Genomic DNA, 20,090 nt, shown 5'->3' with positions numbered 1-20,090 from the left:
TTAAAAGCGACTTTTCGTGCTGAAATAAGAAGGAGATGTTATATATGTTAGATAGAGAGGCTTTGGTAGAATCATACCGCGGACAGTTACAAGTCGTTTTAGAAAGTAAAGTAGAAGAGTTCCAAATGTTCGGCTACGACCGAGTAACAGATGATGACATTTGGAAGTTTCTTAAAGTGAAAAAGTGGAAGAAGATAGACAGTGACGTTAGATTGTATGAATTAGTTAATGACGTATTAACAGTAACAGCTAATGAATATATGACGTATTTAACTGTTGAAGCATATCAAGCCCCGCTTTGGTCATTTGATGAATATGAAAATAAATAACCGACTGCAATTGGTTTGTTCTTCCTTTTGCAGTATAATGATAGGTATTGATAATGAGGAAATAATTATGTCTAAGATCATATATAAAGGAGGTAGTGAAGAGAGAAAACAAATAATGAAAGTGTAGGTAATGTGAAAAACTTACCGACACAGCTGGTGAGGAACTAGCAAAATTATAGAAAGGAAGTCTACTAACTAGGCGTATGCACACGTGTGAAGGTGAATCGTAAAAGATTTATTTGAAGTGTTAGTAGCGGAAAGAGGGTACATATGGCAAAGCGTGGTACGAGAATTGCCGCCTTTTTCCTCATCGTTTTATTAATCGGTGGAGTAATTGGTGCGGCAGGAAAAGACATAGCAAAAGGAATTAGTCTAGGACTAGACCTTCGCGGTGGTTTTGAAATTCTTTATGAAGTAAAACCAGCCAAAAAAGGTGATAAAATTGACCGAGAGGCACTTGTAAGTACAGTAGGTGCTCTTGAAAATCGTGTCAATGTACTTGGTGTAAGTGAACCGAACATTCAAATTGAAGGGCAAGACCGAATTCGTGTACAGCTTGCTGGTGTACAAGATCAGCAAAAAGCACGTGAAATGTTATCAACACAAGCGAAATTAACATTCCGTGATGTAGATGACAACCTTCTTATGGATGGAACGGATTTAAAAGGCGGCGGAGCGAAGCAAACATTTGATGAGCAAGGTCGTGCGAGTGTAGGTCTTACACTAAAAAGCGCTGAAAAATTCCGTGAAGTAACTGAAAAAATTTCAAAAATGCCACCACCAACGAATTTAATGGTAATTTGGCTTGATTTTGAAGAAGGAAAAGATTCGTACAAAGCAGAATCTGCAAAACCGAATCCGAAGTTCTTATCAGCAGCAACAGTAAACCAAGTGTTTAACCAAGCTGAAGTATCTATCGTAGGTGGAAACTTTACAGTTGAAAGCGCGAAACAACTTTCATCTTTATTAAATGCAGGTGCACTTCCTGTTGATTTAAAAGAAATGTATTCAACATCTGTTGGAGCGAAGTTTGGTCAACAAGCGTTAGAGCAAACAATTTTCGCTAGTGCGATTGGTATCGCTCTTATTTTCTTATTTATGCTTGTATTCTACCGTTTACCAGGACTTGTAGCGGTTATTATGTTAGGTTTATACATTTTCGTTACATTACTTGTCTTTAACTGGATGCATGCAGTTCTTACGTTGCCAGGTATTGCGGCGTTAGTGCTCGGGGTAGGTATCGCGGTTGATGCGAATATTATTACGTACGAGAGACTGAAAGAAGAGCTGAAAATTGGTAAGTCAATGATGTCGGCATTCCGTGCTGGTAACCATCGTTCATTAGCAACTATTTTAGATGCGAACATTACAACACTTGCAGCAGCTGGTGTATTATTCGTTTATGGTAATAGCTCTGTAAAAGGGTTCGCAACAAGTTTAATCGTAAGTATTTTAGTCGGTTTTATTACGAACGTATTCGGTACTCGTTTCTTACTAAGTTTACTTGTAAAGAGCCGTTACTTCGATAAAAAACCAGGATACTTTGGTGTGAAACAAAAGGATATTATTCCATTAACAAAAGGTGTAGTACATCCACCGACAAGATTTGATCGTATTAACTTCGTAAATGTCGGTCATAAATTCCTTATCTTCTCGCTGGTAGTTGTAATTGCAGGTGCAATTATTTTACCAATTTTCAAATTGAATCTTGGTATTGACTTTGCGAGTGGTACACGTATCGACTTGCAATCAAAACAAGCAGTTACTGTGTCTGATGTTCATAAAGATTTTAAAGAATTGAACATTGACGTGAAGGAAGAAAATATTGTACCGACTGGAGATGACAATAAAGGATTCGCAGTTCGTACATTAGGTGTTCTATCAAAAGATGAAATTGCGAAAACAAAAACATTCTTCCACGATAAATATGGTACAGATCCAAACGTAAGTACAGTTTCACCAACAATCGGGAAAGAGATTGCACGAAATGCATTTATCGCAGTATTAATTGCTTCTGCGGTTATCATTTTATACGTAAGTATTCGTTTCCGATTTACGTATGCATTATCTGCAGTACTTGCATTATTACATGATGCATTCGTTATGATTGTTATATTTAGTATTTTCCAGTTAGAGGTAGACTTAACGTTTATCGCTGCGGTATTAACAATCATTGGTTATTCTATTAATGACTCGATCGTTACATTTGATAGAAACCGTGAATTATACAAACAGAAAAAACGAGTACGTGATATAAAAGACTTAGAAGAAATCGTAAATGCAAGTATTCGTCAAACGCTTGGTCGTTCGATTAATACTGTACTAACAGTGCTATTCCCAGTAATTGCATTGCTTATCTTCGGTAGTGAGTCACTACGTAACTTCTCGTTTGCGTTACTTGTTGGATTAGTTGTAGGTACGTATTCTTCTGTTTTCGTTGCTTCTCAAATTTGGTTAATGCTTGAAAACCGTCGTTTGAAAAAGGGCAAAAACAAGAAAAAGGTTGAGAAAGTAGAATCTGAACCGCAAGTATAAAAAAGATGATGTCTCTTTATGAGGCATCTCTTTTTTCGTTTGTGGATACAATAAGATAGTGACTTTGAAATGGAAAATGGAAGAAAGTGGTGATGTTATCGCTGTTTTTGTTACAATAAAGTGAAACTTTAATCAGTGGGGGGGTTCTTCATCCCCCCCACTGATTATTAGTTGAACCAATCGGACTTTAATGGGCAGCCCGACCCCCACCTAAATTTTTTGCTTTCACTGAATTTTGAGGTAGGGGTCTTACTGCCCATTAAAGTGGGATAAAAAGATAGGTTAAGAAAAGAAGGGATTTTAATGATGGAAAAAGATGAACGTTTTAAACAGGCCGAGTTTGGTGCTATTGTCGGGATCGTTGGTAATATTATATTAGCAATCATAAAAGCGGTAATTGGTTATATTGGGAACAGTAAAGCGCTATTAGCGGATGCTGTGCATTCTGCATCAGATGTAATTGGTTCGCTAGCTGTACTGTTTGGATTACGAGCAGCAAAGCAGCCGCCCGATGAAGATCATCCGTATGGTCACGGTAAAGCGGAATCGATTTCAGCGATTATTGTTGCAGTATTATTATTTATTGTGGGAATCGAGATAGCGATTTCGTCCATAAAAGCTTTTTCACAGGAACTAGAACCGCCGAAGGGAATTACGATTTTTGCTGTTGTTCTTTCGATTATTGTGAAAGAAGGAATGTTTCAATATAAATTTCGATTAGGGAAAAGGGTAAATAGCGATGCAATTATTGCAAATGCATATGAGCACCGTTCGGATGTATTTTCTTCAATTGCAGCTTTAATCGGTATTTGTGCAGCGATTATTGGTGGTAAGTTCGGGTTAGATTGGCTTGTGTATGCCGATCCAATTGCAGGATTATTTGTTTCACTTCTTGTTGCAAAAATGGCATGGAGTATTGGGGCAGAAGCAATTCATGCAACGCTTGATCATGTTCTTCATGAGGAAGATGTTATTCCGCTTAGAGAAGCAGTACTTCAAATAGATGGTGTGAAAAAAACCGGTTCGTTATATGCAAGGGAGCATGGTCATTACGTTATTGTAGATATTAAAGTTTCTGTAGATCCATATATTACTGTAGAAGAAGGGCATCGCATTGGAAAGCGTGTGAAAGAAACGCTTATGCTGCAAGATAACGTACAAAATGTATTTGTACATATAAATCCGTATTCTCCAAATTAAACATTAGTAACATTTTAGTATACAGATATTACATCGTAGTTTGCATGATATTGTCACCCCTTAATCTGTCTTGTATAATGAACAGGTTAAGGGGTGATTTCGTGTTACAACCGAAGACGCGTTGGAAAGAAAAAGAATATAATAGCGAGCGAGTGAGTGAATTAGCAAGTAAATTACAATTATCACCACTTGTCGTTTCGTTATTCCTCGGTAGAGGACTAGATACAGAAGATAAGATTTTAGATTTTTTAAATACAGAAAATCAAGAATTTCATGATCCGTTTTTATTAGAAGGAATGGATAGAACGGTAGAACGTGTAAATAAGGCGATTCAAAATGGAGAGCAAATATTAATATTTGGTGACTACGATGCGGACGGAGTAAGTAGTACAACTGTTTTATATATTGCCTTACAAGAATTAGGTGCAGACGTAGAATTTTATATCCCAAACCGTTTTACAGAAGGTTATGGACCGAATGAAGAAGCATTTCGTTGGGCGCATAGCGCAGGATTTTCACTCATTATTACTGTCGATACTGGTATCGCAGCTGTACATGAAGCGAAGGTAGCGAAGGAACTTGGGATAGATCTAATTATTACAGATCACCATGAGCCACCACCAGAATTGCCAGAAGCACTTGCGATTATTCACCCGAAATTAGATGGCGGTGTGTATCCGTTTCACTATTTAGCTGGTGTAGGTGTTGCGTTTAAAGTTGCACATGCACTACTGGGCCGTGTACCAGAACATTTATTAGAAATTGCAGTAATTGGTACGGTAGCCGATTTAGTATCACTTCACGGTGAGAATAGATTGCTAGTGAAGCGTGGTTTAAAGCATATGCGCATGACGAAAAATATCGGACTAAAGGCGCTATTTAAAGTTGCTAACGTTTCGCAAAGTGAAATTACAGAAGAGAGTATTGGCTTCTCAATCGCGCCTCGTATTAATGCAGTTGGACGTTTAGAAGATGCTACGCCGGCTGTACATCTTTTATTATCAGAGGATCCCGAAGAAGCGAAAGAGCTGGCTGAAGAAATTGATGAGCTGAACAAACTGCGAAAAGATATTGTAAAGCAAATTACAGAAGAAGCTATCGCTGAAGTGGAAACGAATTTCCCGCCTGAAGACAATAAAGTATTAGTGCTTGCAAAAGAAGGATGGAATCCAGGTGTAATTGGAATTGTCGCTTCTAAATTAGTTGAACGTTTTTATCGTCCAACGATTGTATTATGCATTGATCCTGTAAAAGAAACTGCAAAAGGTTCAGCGCGTAGTATTGCAGGATTTGATTTGTTTGCAAACTTGTCAGATTGTAGAGAGTTATTGCCACACTTCGGAGGACATCCGATGGCAGCGGGAATGACGCTACATATGAATGATGTAGCTGAATTACGCCGCCGTTTAAATGAACAGGCAGATACAATTTTAACAGAAGAAGATTTTATTCCAATTACAGCTGTCGATGCTTTTTGCAAAGTGGAGGACGTAACACTTGCAGCAATTGAAGATATGCAAAAGTTAGCGCCATTTGGTGTTGGCAATCCAAAGCCACGTATTGCAGTGAAAGATGCGGAGCTAGAAAGTATTCGTGCAATCGGATCAGATGGTTCTCATTTAAAGATGTCTCTTCGTGATGGACAAGCAACATTGGATACAATTGGATTCGGTTTTGGTGCGTACGCGAAAGAAATTTCTCCAGTTGCAAAAGTATCTGTAATAGGAGAAGCGTCTATCAATGAATGGAATAATTTTAAGAAGCCGCAATTAATGGTACAAGATATTGCTGTAGAGGCATGGCAATTATTCGATTGGCGTAGTATGCGTAACGTAGAAGCAAATTTAGCAGAACTTCCGAAAGGGAAAATCACGATGGTGTATTTTTCTGAAGAGGTATTGAATAAATTTTCTTTAGAAGACTATAAAGAGCATATGATGCATGCATCAGAAGTGACCGAGTTAGATGATCAATACATCGTATTACTTGATTTACCAAAAGGGACAGATGAATTAAGAGAGCTATTTAAAGTAGGATTCCCGTCGCGAATTTATACACTATTTTATCAAGAGAATAATCATTTATTTAGTACTGTTCCAACGAGAGAACATTTTAAATGGTACTATTCGTTCTTGAGCCAAAAATCACCATTTTCTTTAAGACAATATGGAGAACAACTATGTCAACATAAAGGTTGGTCAAAAGATACAGTAAATTTCATGACACAGGTGTTTTTTGAGTTAGAATTTGTTACAATAAAAGATGGCGTCATTTTTATGGCAGACAAAAAACAAAAGCGTGATTTAATTGAATCGAACACATATCGTGAGAAAATGAACCACTTACAATTAGAAAAAGAATTGGTTTATAGCACATATCAGCAACTATATACATGGTTTGAAACGATTCGTAATCATAAAGAAGTAGAACAGTTAGGGTAAAGGATTTGTATTTACAAACCTTTTAGATCTGAGGAGGATTCAGAAATATGGATTTCAAGCAACATATCGCAATTGTACCGGATTATCCGAAAGAAGGTATCGTGTTTAAAGACATTACACCGTTAATGAACGACGGTAAAGCATACAAAGCAGCAACAGATGCAATCGTTGAGTATGCAAAAGAAAGAAACATTGATCTTGTAGTAGGACCAGAAGCGCGTGGTTTCATTATCGGTTGCCCAGTTTCTTATGCATTAGAAGTAGGATTTGCGCCAGTTCGTAAATTAGGAAAATTACCACGTGAAGTAATTACAGTTGACTACGGTAAAGAATATGGTAAAGATGTTTTAACAATCCATAAAGATGCAATTAAACCAGGTCAACGCGTATTAATTACAGATGACTTATTAGCTACAGGTGGAACAATTGAAGCGACAATTAAGTTAGTTGAAGAGCTAGGCGGAGTTGTAGCAGGAATTGCATTCTTAGTAGAACTTACTTACTTAGATGGTCGTAAAATGTTAGATGGTTACGATGTATTAGTATTAGAAAAATACTAATCACTATATAGGTAAAACTACGGTGATAAAAAGTACCCGTGAATCTCTTGGAGAGGAGCGGGTACTTTTGTATAATTGAACAAAAAATTATAGTGAAATGTCAGTAAAATCTTTTCCTTTTCACAATTCACAATCATTGGGTTATAATGATAGAATATAATTTATTCTATTCAATAAAGATAAAGTCAATTTTCAATAAAAGGTGATTCGATGGCAAATGAGCAGGTACTAACAGCTGAACAGGTACTCGAGAAAGCAAGTCAATATTTAGTGGATGAAGATATTGAGCTAGTAGCACGTGCCTATGAATATGCACGCGATGCGCATAGCGAACAATACAGAAAATCGGGTGAACCATACATTATTCATCCAATTCAAGTTGCAGGTATTTTAGTTGATTTACACATGGATCCAGCTACAGTATCAGCAGGTTTCTTACATGATGTAGTAGAAGATACAGAGATTACATTAGAAGATATTGAACGGGAATTTAATAAAGAAATTGCTATGCTTGTCGATGGTGTGACAAAGCTTGGAAAGATTAAATATAAATCTCATGAGCAACAACAAGCAGAAAACCATCGCAAAATGTTTATTGCAATGGCTCAAGATATTCGAGTTATTTTAATTAAACTAGCTGATCGTCTTCATAACATGCGTACATTGAAACATTTGCCTCAAGAGAAGCAGCGTCGCATTGCGAATGAAACGTTAGAAATCTTTGCACCTTTAGCACATAGACTCGGAATTAGTACTATTAAATGGGAGCTAGAGGATACGTCACTTCGCTACTTAAATCCACAGCAATATTATCGTATTGTAAATTTAATGAAGCGTAAACGTGCAGAACGTGAAGAGTATTTAGAGGAAGTAATGACTGGTATTCGTGAGAAATTAGATGAAGTTGCAATTCAACCTGAAATTTCTGGAAGACCAAAACATATTTACAGCATTTATCGTAAAATGGCACTGCAAAATAAACAGTTCAATGAAATTTACGATTTATTAGCTGTACGTGTCGTTGTAAATAGTATTAAAGATTGCTATGCAGTACTTGGAATTATTCATACGTGCTGGAAGCCGATGCCAGGTCGTTTTAAAGATTATATTGCAATGCCGAAAGCAAACCTATATCAATCTCTTCATACGACTGTAATTGGGCCGAAAGGTGATCCGCTTGAAGTACAAATTCGTACGAAAGAAATGCATGAGATCGCAGAATTCGGGATCGCGGCACACTGGGCGTATAAAGAAGGAAAAACAGCAGAAACAGCAGGTACATTAGAGAAGAAACTTACATGGTTCCGTCAAATATTAGAATGGCAAAATGAAGCTTCTAATGCAGAAGAGTTTATGGAGTCATTAAAAATTGATTTATTCTCTGACATGGTATTCGTCTTTACACCGAAAGGCGATGTAATGGAATTACCACTTGGATCTGTTCCAATTGACTTTGCATATCGTGTGCATTCAGAAATTGGAAATAAAACAATTGGTGCAAAAGTAAACGGGAAAATGGTGACGCTTGATTATAAATTAAAAACAGGTGACATCATTGAGATTTTAACATCGAAGCATTCGTATGGACCAAGTCAAGATTGGGTGAAACTTGCTCAAACATCTCATGCAAAAAACAAAATACGTCAGTTCTTTAAGAAACAACGTAGAGATGAAAATATTGAAAAAGGCCGTGAACTTGTTGAGAAAGAAGTGCGTAGCCTAGAGTATGAGATGAAAGAAGTGTTAGCTCCTGACAATTTAAAACGAGTTGCTGAAAAATTCAACTTTGCAAATGAAGAAGATATGTTTGCGGCAGTTGGATATAATGGCATCACTGCATCGCAAATTGTTACGCGACTAACGGACAAGTTCCGTAAGCAACGTGAAGAAGAAGAGATTGTTGAAGTTAAAGAAGTTCGTAAACCGATGAAAATTCGAAAATGGGACTCTGGCGTTAAAGTAAGTGGTGCAGATAATTTATTAATTCGTTTATCAAAATGCTGTAACCCAGTTCCTGGCGATGATATCGTTGGATATATTACGAAAGGCCGAGGCGTATCGATTCACCGTCGTGACTGTGTAAATGTTCATACAGAAGAAGCTATAGAACGTTTATTAGAAGTAGAGTGGGAAGGTAGCCCTGAAAAAGAAATTGAGTATAACGTTGATATTGAAATTTCAGGTTACGATCGTCGTGGTTTATTAAACGAAGTATTACAAGCTGTTACAGAGACGAAAACGTACATTTCGGCAGTTTCTGGTAGAAGTGACCGTAATAAGATGGCAACAATTAATATGTCAATCTCTATTCGTAACTTACAGCACTTGAAAAAAGTAGTAGAACGCATTAAACGTGTTCCAGAAATTTATGCAGTACGACGCATGATGCATTAATAGGGAGTGTAGAAAAGATGAGAGTTGTTTTACAACGATCAAAGGAAGCGTCTGTCACAGTAGACGGTGAGATCGTAGGACAAATTCCGTTCGGTTTAACATTACTAGTTGGCATTACGCATGAAGATACAGAAAAAGATGCAACTTACATTGCAGAAAAAATTGCGAACTTACGTATTTTTGAAGATGAGAGCGGAAAGATGAACCATTCTGTACTTGATGTAGAAGGACAAGTTCTATCCATTTCGCAATTCACATTATACGGAGATTGCCGCAAGGGAAGACGTCCAAACTTTATGGATGCAGCTAAACCTGACTATGCAGAGCGTTTATATGATTTCTTTAATGAAGAAGTACGTAAGCAAGGATTGCATGTAGAAACAGGGAAGTTCGGAGCAATGATGGATGTTTCTTTAATCAATGATGGTCCGGTGACCTTAATTGTGGAAAGTAAATAGTGTTGCTGAAGAAGAGAGGGGATGAGCCCCTCTCTTCTTTTGTGGTTTTTAATGGTATATTTTGTTAGTTATTGTTATGATAGTTAAGAAAATAAACGATATAATCGGGGGATTATGGGAGGTAAATCTTATGGAAACATTTGTACTCGTTCATGGAGCATGGGATGGCGGTTATGTTTGGACAAAACTAGCTAAACTTTTAAGGGAAGAGGGTCATAGTGTATATACTCCTACATTAACTGGACTTGGGGAACGAACACATCTTATGCAACCTAATATAGGGCTGAAAATATTTATTCAAGACATTGTTAATACTATTAAATATGAGGGTCTAAGAGATGTAATTTTAGTAGGGCATAGTTATTCTGGTATGGTAATTACAGGTGTAGCAGAAGAGATTCCCGAGTTTATTAAAGAGCTAGTATACGTGGATGCAATGCTTCCGGAAAATGGTGATTCTGTTATGGATATTTCTGGGCCGGAAATGGCCGCACATTTTATAGAAGAAGTAAAAGTATACGGGGAAGGATGGCGTGTTCTTCCTAGAAATACAATAGATGAAAAAAAATCAGCGATGTCATTGTTGGCTTTTACACAATCGGTTGAAATAAAAAACTCTAAAGCGCAACTTATACCCCATATATACGTAGAAGTAAAGGATAATCCAGAATATTGGCCAATGACGCCTATCTTTTTAGAATCAGCAAAAAAAGCAAGGGATAGAAAATGGGAAGTTTTTTCTATTGAAGTTGGTGGGCATTGGGTAATGGAAACTAATCCAGAGACGTTGGTTCGTATATTGAATCAGTGTGTAGAAGTAGTTTAATGTATGCTGTATTTCCTGTGGAAGAAAGGGAAGTGCAAGGTATATTACATGTAATGTTAGAAATGATCGTATTTGGGCTAGGTATTGCAGTGTTGTTATATTCATTTGAAGCATCATATGCTAGCGAGTGGACTGGCCAATTATTATAAATACAATACTAATGTTTATTTTGAGTCAATAGCTTTTTCGTTTATGTATAACTCTCTAATTAATATGGAACAATAAAAAGTAAAACATCCATATTGAATGTGAGGGATATATGTATGCGTATGAATGAAAAAGGGCATTCTGTTACAAATGGTGCAAATCAACTGTTTAACGTAAATTTTCATGATTTTATTTCAAAAGAGCAAAACAATACTTCGATGGAGCTTGCTTCTGAGTTTGGCATTTCTCTTCAAGATGTAAAGCGCCTAAAGAAGCAGATTGAACGCTCTTAGAGCACTTGACAATCCTACTGAACAAACGTATAGTAATTTTATATTTACATATGAATATAACCGTTGATAGAGAAGAGTAAATGAGACACACATGGAAAGAGAAGAAATGTCTTAGGCTGAAAACATTTCTACATGATGACTAATTGAATGACACTCTAGAGGTTTCAACTTGAACGGCATATACGCTTAGTAGGGATGAACGCACATTTAAGCGTTATTAAAAAAGTGGAAGCATACGTGCTTCAATTAGGGTGGCACCACGGGTATAATACTCTCGTCCCTACTGTTCAAACAGTAGAGGCGGGAGTTTTTTTATTTTTATTAAGATTAAAACAATTTGAGGAGGAACTGAATATGTCTATTCAAATCCCACGCGGAACGCAAGATATTCTTCCAGGCACTGTTGAGTTATGGCAGTATATCGAAGGGCAAGCACGCGAAATTTGCCGTCGTTACAATTATAAAGAAATTCGTACACCAATTTTTGAACACACGGAGCTATTTTTACGTGGTGTTGGTGATACGACAGATATCGTACAAAAAGAAATGTACTCATTCCAAGATCGTGGAGAGCGTAGTTTAACATTGCGTCCAGAAGGTACTGCACCTGTTGTACGTTCTTACGTTGAAAATAAAATGTTCGGTGACGCAACACAACCAACGAAATTATATTATATCGGTCAAATGTTCCGTTACGAAAGACCGCAAGCAGGTCGCTATCGTCAATTCGTCCAATTTGGTATTGAAGCAATCGGTAGTAACGACCCTGCAATTGATGCAGAAGTCATTGCACTTGCTGTAGAGTTTTACCGCGGCATGGGCTTGAAAAATATTAAAGTTGTATTAAACAGTTTAGGTGACGCAGCAAGCCGTCAAGCACACCGTGATGCATTAATCGCACACTTTGAGCCACGTATCGGCGAATTCTGTTCTGACTGTCAATCTCGTTTAGAAAAGAACCCTCTTCGTATTTTAGATTGTAAGAAGGACCGTAACCATGAATTAATGGGAACAGCACCATCTATTACAGAATACTTAAACGAAGATTCAGCAGTATACTACGAAAAAGTTCAAGAACTATTAACGATGATGGATGTTCCATTTGAAAAAGATCCGAACTTAGTACGTGGTTTAGACTACTACCAACACACTGTATTTGAAATTATGAGTGAGGCAGAAGGTTTTGGTGCTATTACTACATTAAGCGGTGGTGGACGTTACAACGGACTTGTACAAGAAATCGGTGGACCAGAAATGCCAGGTATCGGTTTTGCGATGAGTATTGAACGTTTAATTATGGCACTAAAAGCTGAAAACATTGAATTGCCAATCGAACATAGTATTGATTGTTACGTTGTGGCGCTTGGTGAAAAAGCGAAAGACCATGCTGCAAAAGTTGCGTTTGATCTTCGTAAAGCTGGATTATCAGTTGAAAAAGATTATTTAGACCGCAAAATGAAAGCACAATTTAAATCAGCAGATCGTCTAAAAGCGAAATTTGTAGCTGTATTAGGGGAAGATGAGCTAGATAAAGGCATCATTAACTTAAAAGATATGGCAACAGGCGAACAAGAAGAAGTGGCGTTAGATGTATTTGCTTCATACGTAGCAGAGAAATTAATATAGGGGGAACTTACAGTGGCTGAAAGAACACATGCATGTGGAAAAGTAACAGTAGAAGCAGTTGGACAAACAGTTCAATTAAAAGGTTGGGTACAAAAACGCCGTGATTTAGGTGGGTTAATCTTTATCGACTTACGTGACCGTACAGGTATTGTACAAGTTGTATTTAACCCAGAAACATCAAAAGAAGCGCTAGAAGTAGCAGAAACAATTCGTAGCGAATACGTATTACACGTAGAAGGTACAGTTGTTGAGCGTGGTGAAGGCGCAATTAATGACAATATGGCAACTGGTCGTATTGAAGTACAAGCAACAAAGGTAAACGTATTAAACGCAGCGAAAACAACGCCAATCATTATTGCTGATGATACAGATGCATCAGAAGATGTACGTTTAAAATATCGTTATTTAGACTTACGTCGTCCTGTAATGTTCAATACATTCAAAATGCGTCATGACGTAACAAAAACAATTCGTAATTTCTTAGATACAGAAGAGTTCTTAGAAGTAGAAACACCAATTTTAACGAAGAGCACGCCAGAAGGGGCTCGTGACTATTTAGTACCAAGCCGTGTACATGACGGTGAATTCTATGCGTTACCACAGTCTCCACAGCTATTTAAACAGCTTCTTATGGTCGGCGGATTTGAGCGTTACTATCAAGTAGCACGCTGTTTCCGTGACGAAGATTTACGTGCGGACCGTCAGCCAGAATTTACGCAAATCGATATTGAAGCTTCATTCTTAACACAAGAAGAAATTTTAGATATGATGGAGCGCATGATGACGAAAGTTATGAAGGATGCGAAAGGTGTAGAGATTAGTGCACCATTCCCTCGTATGACTTACGCTGATGCAATGGCTCGTTACGGTTCTGATAAGCCAGATACACGCTTTGAAATGGAACTAACAGACTTATCTGAGTTTGCAGCAGGTTGTGGATTTAAAGTGTTTACAAGTGCTGTAGAAAGCGGCGGACAAGTAAAAGCAATTAATGCAAAAGGTGCTGCGAGCAAGTACTCTCGTAAAGACATCGATGCATTAACTGAATTTGTAAAAGTATACGGTGCAAAAGGTTTAGCTTGGCTTAAAGTGGAAGAAGACGGCTTAAAAGGACCGATCGCGAAATTCTTCGGTGAAGAAGATGCAAACGTGTTAATGACTACATTAGAAGCTACTGCTGGTGATTTATTACTATTCGTAGCAGATAAGAAGAGCGTTGTTGCAGATAGCTTAGGTGCACTTCGTTTACGTCTAGGTAAAGAGCTTGAGTTAATTGACGAAAGTAAATATAACTTCCTATGGGTAACGGATTGGCCGCTTCTTGAGTATGATGAAGATGCAGATCGTTACTTCGCAGCTCACCACCCATTCACAATGCCATTCCGTGAAGATGTTGAGCTATTAGAAACAGCACCAGAAAAAGCACGTGCACAAGCATATGACCTTGTATTAAACGGTTACGAGCTTGGTGGTGGATCACTTCGTATTTACGAGCGTGACGTACAAGAAAAAATGTTCAAAGCACTTGGATTCTCACAAGAAGAAGCGCAAGAGCAATTCGGATTCTTATTAGAAGCATTCGAATACGGTACTCCACCACACGGTGGTATTGCATTAGGTTTAGACCGTCTTGTTATGTTACTTGCAGGTCGTACAAACCTTCGTGATACAATTGCATTCCCAAAAACAGCAAGCGCAAGCTGCTTATTAACAGAAGCTCCAAGCCCAGTTGCAGAAGCACAGCTTGAAGAACTGAACTTAAAGTTGAACGTGAAAGAAGAGAAGTAAGAAAAAAGTCTAGATGGTTATACTATAGCCGTCTAGACTTTTTTTGAGAGGTTGTTTAAAAAGTCCGGTTCAGATGGCTGTCGCATCTCGTCGTTACGTATGCTAGTCCGGTGCTCGAGTAGTAACGCTACACTGCGCTCCTCCTGGCTTCAGTGCCTCGATCTGTTCGGCTCTCTGAATCCTCCTTTTTAAACGTGTATTTAGGAAGAAACAAAATCCCGGTTTACACTATGTTTTTATTTTCGAAATATGTATTTTTAGGAATTCTATAACTTTTTCTATACAAATAGTCGGAAAAACGCTAGAATACATGGTAGACCATTTTTGTAATAGGAGTGTAGAGCTGAATGTTACATCAATTTTCACGTAATGAATTAGCCTTCGGTAAAGAAGGACTTGAAATATTAAAAAATAGTACAGTCGGTATTTTAGGAATTGGCGGCGTAGGTTCTTTTGCAGCTGAAGCGTTAGCACGTTCTGGAGTTGGGCGTCTCGTATTAGTAGATAAAGATGTTGTAGATATTACAAACGTAAACCGTCAAATTCACGCTTTAGTATCTACTGTAGGACGTTCAAAAGTAGAATTAATGAAAGAGCGTATTGCAGACATTAACCCAGAGTGTGAAGTAATTGGACTAGAAATGTTTTATACAGATGAAACATATGAAGAGTTCTTTAAACACGGTTTAGACTTTGTAGTGGATGCATCTGATACGATTACGTTCAAAATTCATTTAATTAAACAATGTTTACGTCGTAAAATTAAAATTATCTCAAGTATGGGTGCAGCAAATAAAATGGACCCAACTCGTTTCCGTATTGCGGACATCTCTAAAACACATACAGATCCAATTGCGAAAGTCATTCGTACGAAGCTTCGTAAAGAGGGTATTAAAAAAGGTGTAAAAGTTGTCTTCTCTGACGAAAACCCAATCGTAATTCGTGAAGAAGTACGTAAAGAAATCGTACCAGACGAAAATGCAAAAATTCGTAAAGCGAAATTACCACCTTCATCAAACGCATTCGTACCATCTGTGGCAGGCTTAATTATGGCAAGTCACGTTGTACGTGAACGCATTAAAAACGTAGAAGTGAAACGTGTAGGGCAAGAATAAAAGAAAAGCATATATCCATTTCGGATATATGCTTTTTTATATGTGCTAAAAAAATAGGGGTATTTGCATTGCTACTAGTTCAAATGTAAGCAAGGCCAGTAAGTAATAATCATATTTGTCTGATTTATAACCTGAGGTCTTTTTTAAACTATGAATCGTAAAAAGGCCTAACGTTAGAACGAGAATACCGAGTGTTATTTTGAAGGCTACTAATGAAATGGCAATCAGCTCCTTTCAATCGTATATGTTTATAGTAACATTTAAGTAAAAAATATCCAGTTAATTCAAGGAGTTCTTTGTATAGCAGGTCTACTTATTTTGTAAATATTTGTCGGTAAATCGATATTCCTTGTCGAATAGTCGATATAATTAAAAAATCGTTGATATATTGTAAGTTACGATAGATATATTCGAAAAATCGCCGATATAATTTCATTTACCAATACGCTATCCATCGAAGAAACAAAAAAAGGATGTCACTTAGCCGGAAAATAGGGCTAGGTGACATCTTTTTTAATTCTCTGCAGAATAAATAATATCTAAATTTCCGTTTTGATCTGTCTTGAAAATGGGAGCGATCTGCTCTTCTTGTTCTTCAACTGAAACGAGTTTTCGAGCGCGGTCCATAATTCTAACGAGCATCGCATAATCTTCTTCGATTGCTTGTTGTTTTTTTGTGAGTACAGCTAATTTAGTTTCGAGCTCATCATTCGTTTTTTGCAAGGAAGTGAGCTGAGTTTGTAATACTTCATTTTCAGTTTGTAACTTTGCGAGTGAAGGATTATTGTGCTCCAAGTTTTGCAAAAACGAGATGACATTTTGCATTGTAAGTTCTTGTTTACTTGGTACAATATCTTCTGAAAACTCAGCATCGATTACGAGTTGTTTCGTTTTTGTGAACTGATCTTTTTCTATTTTAGCTTCAGAGCGCTTTAATTCTTTACGTTGTTTTTTCGCAAGCTGTACCGCATCTTCATAATTCGGTCTTACTTCAGCGTTCCATCTAAAACCGCAAGCTGCGGAAGTGCGGTTTAAAACATCGCCGACTTCATCGAATGCTTTTATTTGTGTACTGCCGCTGCGAATATGTTGTAAAACAGTTTCTGCTAAAAGGAGATCGTCTTCTTTTGTCCATGCATCTTGACGTGTTTTCATAAGCGAAGCCTCCATAATGGTGACGTTTTTGCTTATGTTACCCTTTATTTTTCGTTTTATTCGAACTTTGTAATCTTTCATATACAGTAGAAAGTGCTTGTTCAAATTTCCCTGTCATTTTCGGTTTATAATATTGTTTGTTTTTTATTTTATCAGGTAAGTATTGCTGCTGTACCCAACCATTTGGATGGTCGTGTGGATATAAGTAGCCAATGCCTCTTCCAAGTGCCTCTGCGCCTTTGTAATGACTATCTTTTAAATGACTTGGGATGTCACCTGTTTGCCCGTTCCGTAAATCGTGTAAGGCAGCGTCAAGTGCTTTATAAGCTGAGTTTGATTTTGGTGATAGGCAAAGCTCAATAACGGCATTTGCAAGTGGTATGCGCGCCTCTGGGAATCCAACGCGTTCAGCTGATTCTATAGCTGCTAGCGTACGCGGTCCAGCTTGCGGGCTAGCAAGTCCAATATCTTCATATGCCATAATAAGAAGACGTCTACCGATGCTTTGCAGATCACCAGCTTCAATAAGACGTGCTAAATAGTGAAGTGCTGCGTTTACATCACTTCCGCGCACTGATTTTTGAAATGCTGATAATACGTCATAATGAGCATCTCCGCCTTTATCGTGAACGAAGCTCTTTTTTTGTAAGCATTCTTCGGCGATTTCCAGCGTAATTTCCGCAGCTTTGTCATCAGTTGTAAAGCTAGATAAAACAGCTAGCTCCAGTGCATTATAAGCGGAACGCATATCTCCACCTGATGCATTTGCGAAGTGATGTAATGCTTCAGGTGTAACAGTTACATCATATTCCCCAAGACCTTTTTCTTTATCTTCAAGTGCTCGTTTTAAGCCAATTAAAAGATCATCTTCTGTTAATGCGTGTAATTCGAAGATTTGACACCGACTTCGAATAGCAGAATTAATAGCATGGAACGGATTACTCGTCGTCGCACCAATTAAGGTAAGGAGTCCACTTTCTAAATGAGGTAATAGAAAATCCTGTTTTGCTTTATCTAGACGGTGTACTTCATCTAAAATTAAAACGAGGTGTCGATGCATCTTTGCCTCTTGTACGACAACTTCCATATCTTTTTTATTGTGAGTAACAGCGTTTAATAGGCGAAAAGGGGTTCCGGTACTTCCTGCAATTGCGCTCGCGATGGATGTTTTTCCAGTGCCTGGAGGACCATATAAAATCATAGATTGAAAATGATTTGCTTGGACCATTCGCCATAAAATTTTTCCTTCACCAACTAAATGTTGTTGTCCGATAATTTCTTGAATATTTGTAGGGCGCATTCGATGTGCGAGTGGTTGTTTCATTTTTACCGTCTCCCTTAATATATAATCTCTTTCTATCGTATCATTTTTTTTAGTGGAATTTGAAATAGGATGCTGTTTTGTGGGAAAAATGAATATGAATATTTTCATTTTTCTTTCAATTGTAATAATTTCCGAGTTTTTCAATGTGATTTTATGTTATCATTTTGATACACAAGTTGAAATTTCTTATAATACTATATTATGCTATAATTTCATAGGATTTTAAATTGTGTTCTTTTATAAATAAGATATAACCAATAGAAGTGAAAATTTGAAAAGAGGTGCAAAATAGATGAAGATTTCAACGAAAGGCCGTTACGGCTTAACAATTATGATCGATCTTGCAAAAAAGTTTGGTGAAGGTCCAATTTCCTTAAAATCAATTGCGCAGGCACATGATTTATCGGAACATTACTTAGAGCAATTAATTTCACCACTTCGTAACGCGCGTCTAGTAAAGAGTACACGCGGAGCATATGGCGGGTATGTATTATCAGATCAGCCAGCTAACATTACAGCTGGGGATGTAATCCGTGTATTAGAGGGTCCGATTAGTGTTGTAGAAATGATAGAAGAAGAAGAACCAGCACAACGCCAATTATGGATGCGTGTTCGTGATGCGGTGCAAGAAGTGTTAGATAGTACAACGTTAGAAGATTTAGTACGTTATGAGGAAGAAAATCACGGGGGCTATATGTTTTACATTTAATTCCTTGTGAAACGATTTGGAAAGAAGGAGATTTAATGGAACGCATTTATTTAGATCATGCTGCGACATCTCCGACTCACCCGGAAGTGGTCGAAAAGATGATTCCATATATGACAGAAACATTCGGAAATCCGTCTAGTATTCACTTTTATGGACGTCAAACGCGCCATGCAGTAGATGAGGCGAGACGCGCATGTGCACGTAGCATTCATGCGAATCCGAATGAAATTATATTTACGAGCGGTGGTACGGAAGCTGATAATTTAGCGCTTATCGGTGTAGCGCGTGCGAACCGTCATAAAGGTAACCATATTATAACGACACAAATTGAACATCATGCAATTTTGCATACGTGTGAATTGTTAGAGCGTGAAGGATTTGAAGTGACATATTTACCTGTTGATGAAACAGGACGCGTTCAAGTTTCTGACATACAAAAGGCATTAACAGAAGAGACAATTCTTGTATCTATTATGTTTGGGAATAATGAAGTTGGGACGATGCAACCAATTGCGGAAATAGGTAAGCTGCTAAAAGAGCATCAAGCTTATTTCCATACAGATGCGGTACAAGCTTACGGTTTAGTAGAAATTGATGTGAAAGAGTTTGGTATTGATTTATTATCAATTTCGGCTCATAAAATTAACGGGCCAAAAGGTGTCGGGTTCCTATACGCTAGTGCAGACGTGAAATTTGAACCGTTATTAATAGGTGGGGAGCAAGAAAGAAAACGCCGTGCTGGTACTGAAAATGTGCCGAGCATCGTTGGGTTGCAACATGCAATTTTGCTAGCTGAAAAAACTCGTGAGCAAAAAAATGCCCAATATGAAGAGTTTAAAGATATAATGGTATCTGTCTTCAAAAATGAAGACATTACTTTCGAGGTAAACGGAAACTTAGAATATCGATTACCACATGTGCTTAATATTAGTTTTACAGGAATGAACATTGAACCGTTTCTTGTGAACTTAGACTTAGCTGGCATTGCAGTATCAAGTGGTTCGGCTTGTACAGCTGGTTCGATTGATCCATCACATGTATTGGTGGCGATGTTCGGAAAAGACTCCGATCAAATACGTTCATCCGTACGTTTTAGTTTCGGACTTGGAAATACGAAAGAGCAAGTTGAGAAAGCGGCGTACGAAACAGTGAAAATCGTGAAGCGATTAACACAAAATTAGCATGGGAGG

The 20,090-nt window shown here is 37.7% G+C and carries 16 protein-coding genes, 1 pseudogene and 1 other annotated feature; of the genes and pseudogenes, 15 read left to right on the top strand and 2 right to left on the bottom strand.

Features of this window, described 5'->3' with window-relative positions:
- Positions 1-44: 44 nt before the first annotated feature.
- The 13 genes and pseudogenes from PDQ68_RS03965 to PDQ68_RS03905 all read left to right on the top strand — a co-directional run bounded on the left by PDQ68_RS03965 (position 45) and on the right by PDQ68_RS03905 (position 15,712).
- Positions 45-329: a post-transcriptional regulator gene (locus PDQ68_RS03965; protein ID WP_000886980.1), complete on the top strand. Its 285-nt coding sequence runs from the start codon at positions 45-47 to the stop codon at positions 327-329.
- Positions 330-599: 270 nt separating this feature from the next.
- Positions 600-2,864, top strand: a complete 2,265-nt coding sequence (secDF, locus tag PDQ68_RS03960; RefSeq protein ID WP_016718528.1) for a protein translocase subunit SecDF — start codon at positions 600-602, stop codon at positions 2,862-2,864.
- A gap of 306 nt (positions 2,865-3,170) precedes the next feature.
- Positions 3,171-4,064, top strand: a complete 894-nt coding sequence (locus PDQ68_RS03955) for a cation diffusion facilitator family transporter (protein ID WP_061184132.1) — start codon at positions 3,171-3,173, stop codon at positions 4,062-4,064.
- A 101-nt stretch (positions 4,065-4,165) separates the two neighbouring features.
- Positions 4,166-6,505: a single-stranded-DNA-specific exonuclease RecJ gene (gene recJ, locus PDQ68_RS03950; RefSeq protein WP_061184102.1), complete on the top strand. Its 2,340-nt coding sequence runs from the start codon at positions 4,166-4,168 to the stop codon at positions 6,503-6,505.
- A 47-nt stretch (positions 6,506-6,552) separates the two neighbouring features.
- On the top strand, positions 6,553-7,065 hold the full coding sequence (locus PDQ68_RS03945) for an adenine phosphoribosyltransferase (protein ID WP_000346219.1): 513 nt from the start codon (positions 6,553-6,555) through the stop codon (positions 7,063-7,065).
- A gap of 210 nt (positions 7,066-7,275) precedes the next feature.
- Entirely contained in the window at positions 7,276-9,459 is a 2,184-nt protein-coding gene (gene relA / locus PDQ68_RS03940; protein WP_001262814.1) for a GTP diphosphokinase, read from the top strand.
- 17 nt (positions 9,460-9,476) lie between these two features.
- A complete protein-coding gene (locus tag PDQ68_RS03935; protein WP_001266956.1) occupies positions 9,477-9,917 on the top strand; it encodes a D-tyrosyl-tRNA(Tyr) deacylase in 441 nt (146 codons plus the stop codon).
- 130 nt (positions 9,918-10,047) lie between these two features.
- Positions 10,048-10,743, top strand: coding sequence for an alpha/beta fold hydrolase (locus PDQ68_RS03930; RefSeq protein WP_061184101.1), 696 nt, complete (start codon positions 10,048-10,050; stop codon positions 10,741-10,743).
- Positions 10,744-10,766: 23 nt separating this feature from the next.
- A pseudogene (locus tag PDQ68_RS03925) lies at positions 10,767-10,924 on the top strand (YrdB family protein); the annotation flags it as partial.
- 82 nt (positions 10,925-11,006) lie between these two features.
- Positions 11,007-11,183 (top strand): hypothetical protein, encoded by a 177-nt coding sequence (locus PDQ68_RS03920; RefSeq protein WP_001242605.1) that lies wholly within the window; start codon positions 11,007-11,009, stop codon positions 11,181-11,183.
- A 54-nt stretch (positions 11,184-11,237) separates the two neighbouring features.
- Positions 11,238-11,468, top strand: a binding site (T-box leader).
- Between the two features lie 69 nt (positions 11,469-11,537).
- The gene (gene hisS / locus PDQ68_RS03915) at positions 11,538-12,809 is read left to right on the top strand and encodes a histidine--tRNA ligase (protein ID WP_000027087.1); all 1,272 of its coding nucleotides are present in this window, start codon (positions 11,538-11,540) and stop codon (positions 12,807-12,809) included.
- Positions 12,810-12,821: 12 nt separating this feature from the next.
- On the top strand, positions 12,822-14,597 hold the full coding sequence (aspS, locus tag PDQ68_RS03910; RefSeq protein ID WP_016718525.1) for an aspartate--tRNA ligase: 1,776 nt from the start codon (positions 12,822-12,824) through the stop codon (positions 14,595-14,597).
- Positions 14,598-14,944: 347 nt separating this feature from the next.
- On the top strand, positions 14,945-15,712 hold the full coding sequence (locus PDQ68_RS03905; protein WP_000903177.1) for a tRNA threonylcarbamoyladenosine dehydratase: 768 nt from the start codon (positions 14,945-14,947) through the stop codon (positions 15,710-15,712).
- A 513-nt stretch (positions 15,713-16,225) separates the two neighbouring features.
- On the opposite strand, the gene PDQ68_RS03900 is transcribed toward PDQ68_RS03905, so the two are convergent.
- Together PDQ68_RS03900 and PDQ68_RS03895 are read right to left on the bottom strand one after the other, a co-directional pair.
- Complete coding sequence (locus PDQ68_RS03900; protein WP_061184099.1) at positions 16,226-16,867, bottom strand: RsfA family transcriptional regulator; 642 nt, start codon at positions 16,865-16,867, stop codon at positions 16,226-16,228.
- Between the two features lie 37 nt (positions 16,868-16,904).
- On the bottom strand, positions 16,905-18,191 hold the full coding sequence (locus PDQ68_RS03895; RefSeq protein WP_000812932.1) for a replication-associated recombination protein A: 1,287 nt from the start codon (positions 18,189-18,191) through the stop codon (positions 16,905-16,907).
- 292 nt (positions 18,192-18,483) lie between these two features.
- Between PDQ68_RS03895 and cymR the strand changes: the two genes are divergently transcribed.
- Positions 18,484-18,900: a cysteine metabolism transcriptional regulator CymR gene (gene cymR, locus PDQ68_RS03890; protein WP_000704116.1), complete on the top strand. Its 417-nt coding sequence runs from the start codon at positions 18,484-18,486 to the stop codon at positions 18,898-18,900.
- 35 nt (positions 18,901-18,935) lie between these two features.
- Entirely contained in the window at positions 18,936-20,081 is a 1,146-nt protein-coding gene (locus PDQ68_RS03885; RefSeq protein WP_000439905.1) for a cysteine desulfurase family protein, read from the top strand.
- Positions 20,082-20,090 lie beyond the last annotated feature (9 nt).

It is taken from the genome of Bacillus cereus group sp. Bc010 (assembly GCF_027716745.1).
GTDB classification, from domain to species: domain Bacteria; phylum Bacillota; class Bacilli; order Bacillales; family Bacillaceae_G; genus Bacillus_A; species Bacillus_A pacificus.
This window is presented reverse-complemented; position numbering and strand designations above follow the sequence as displayed.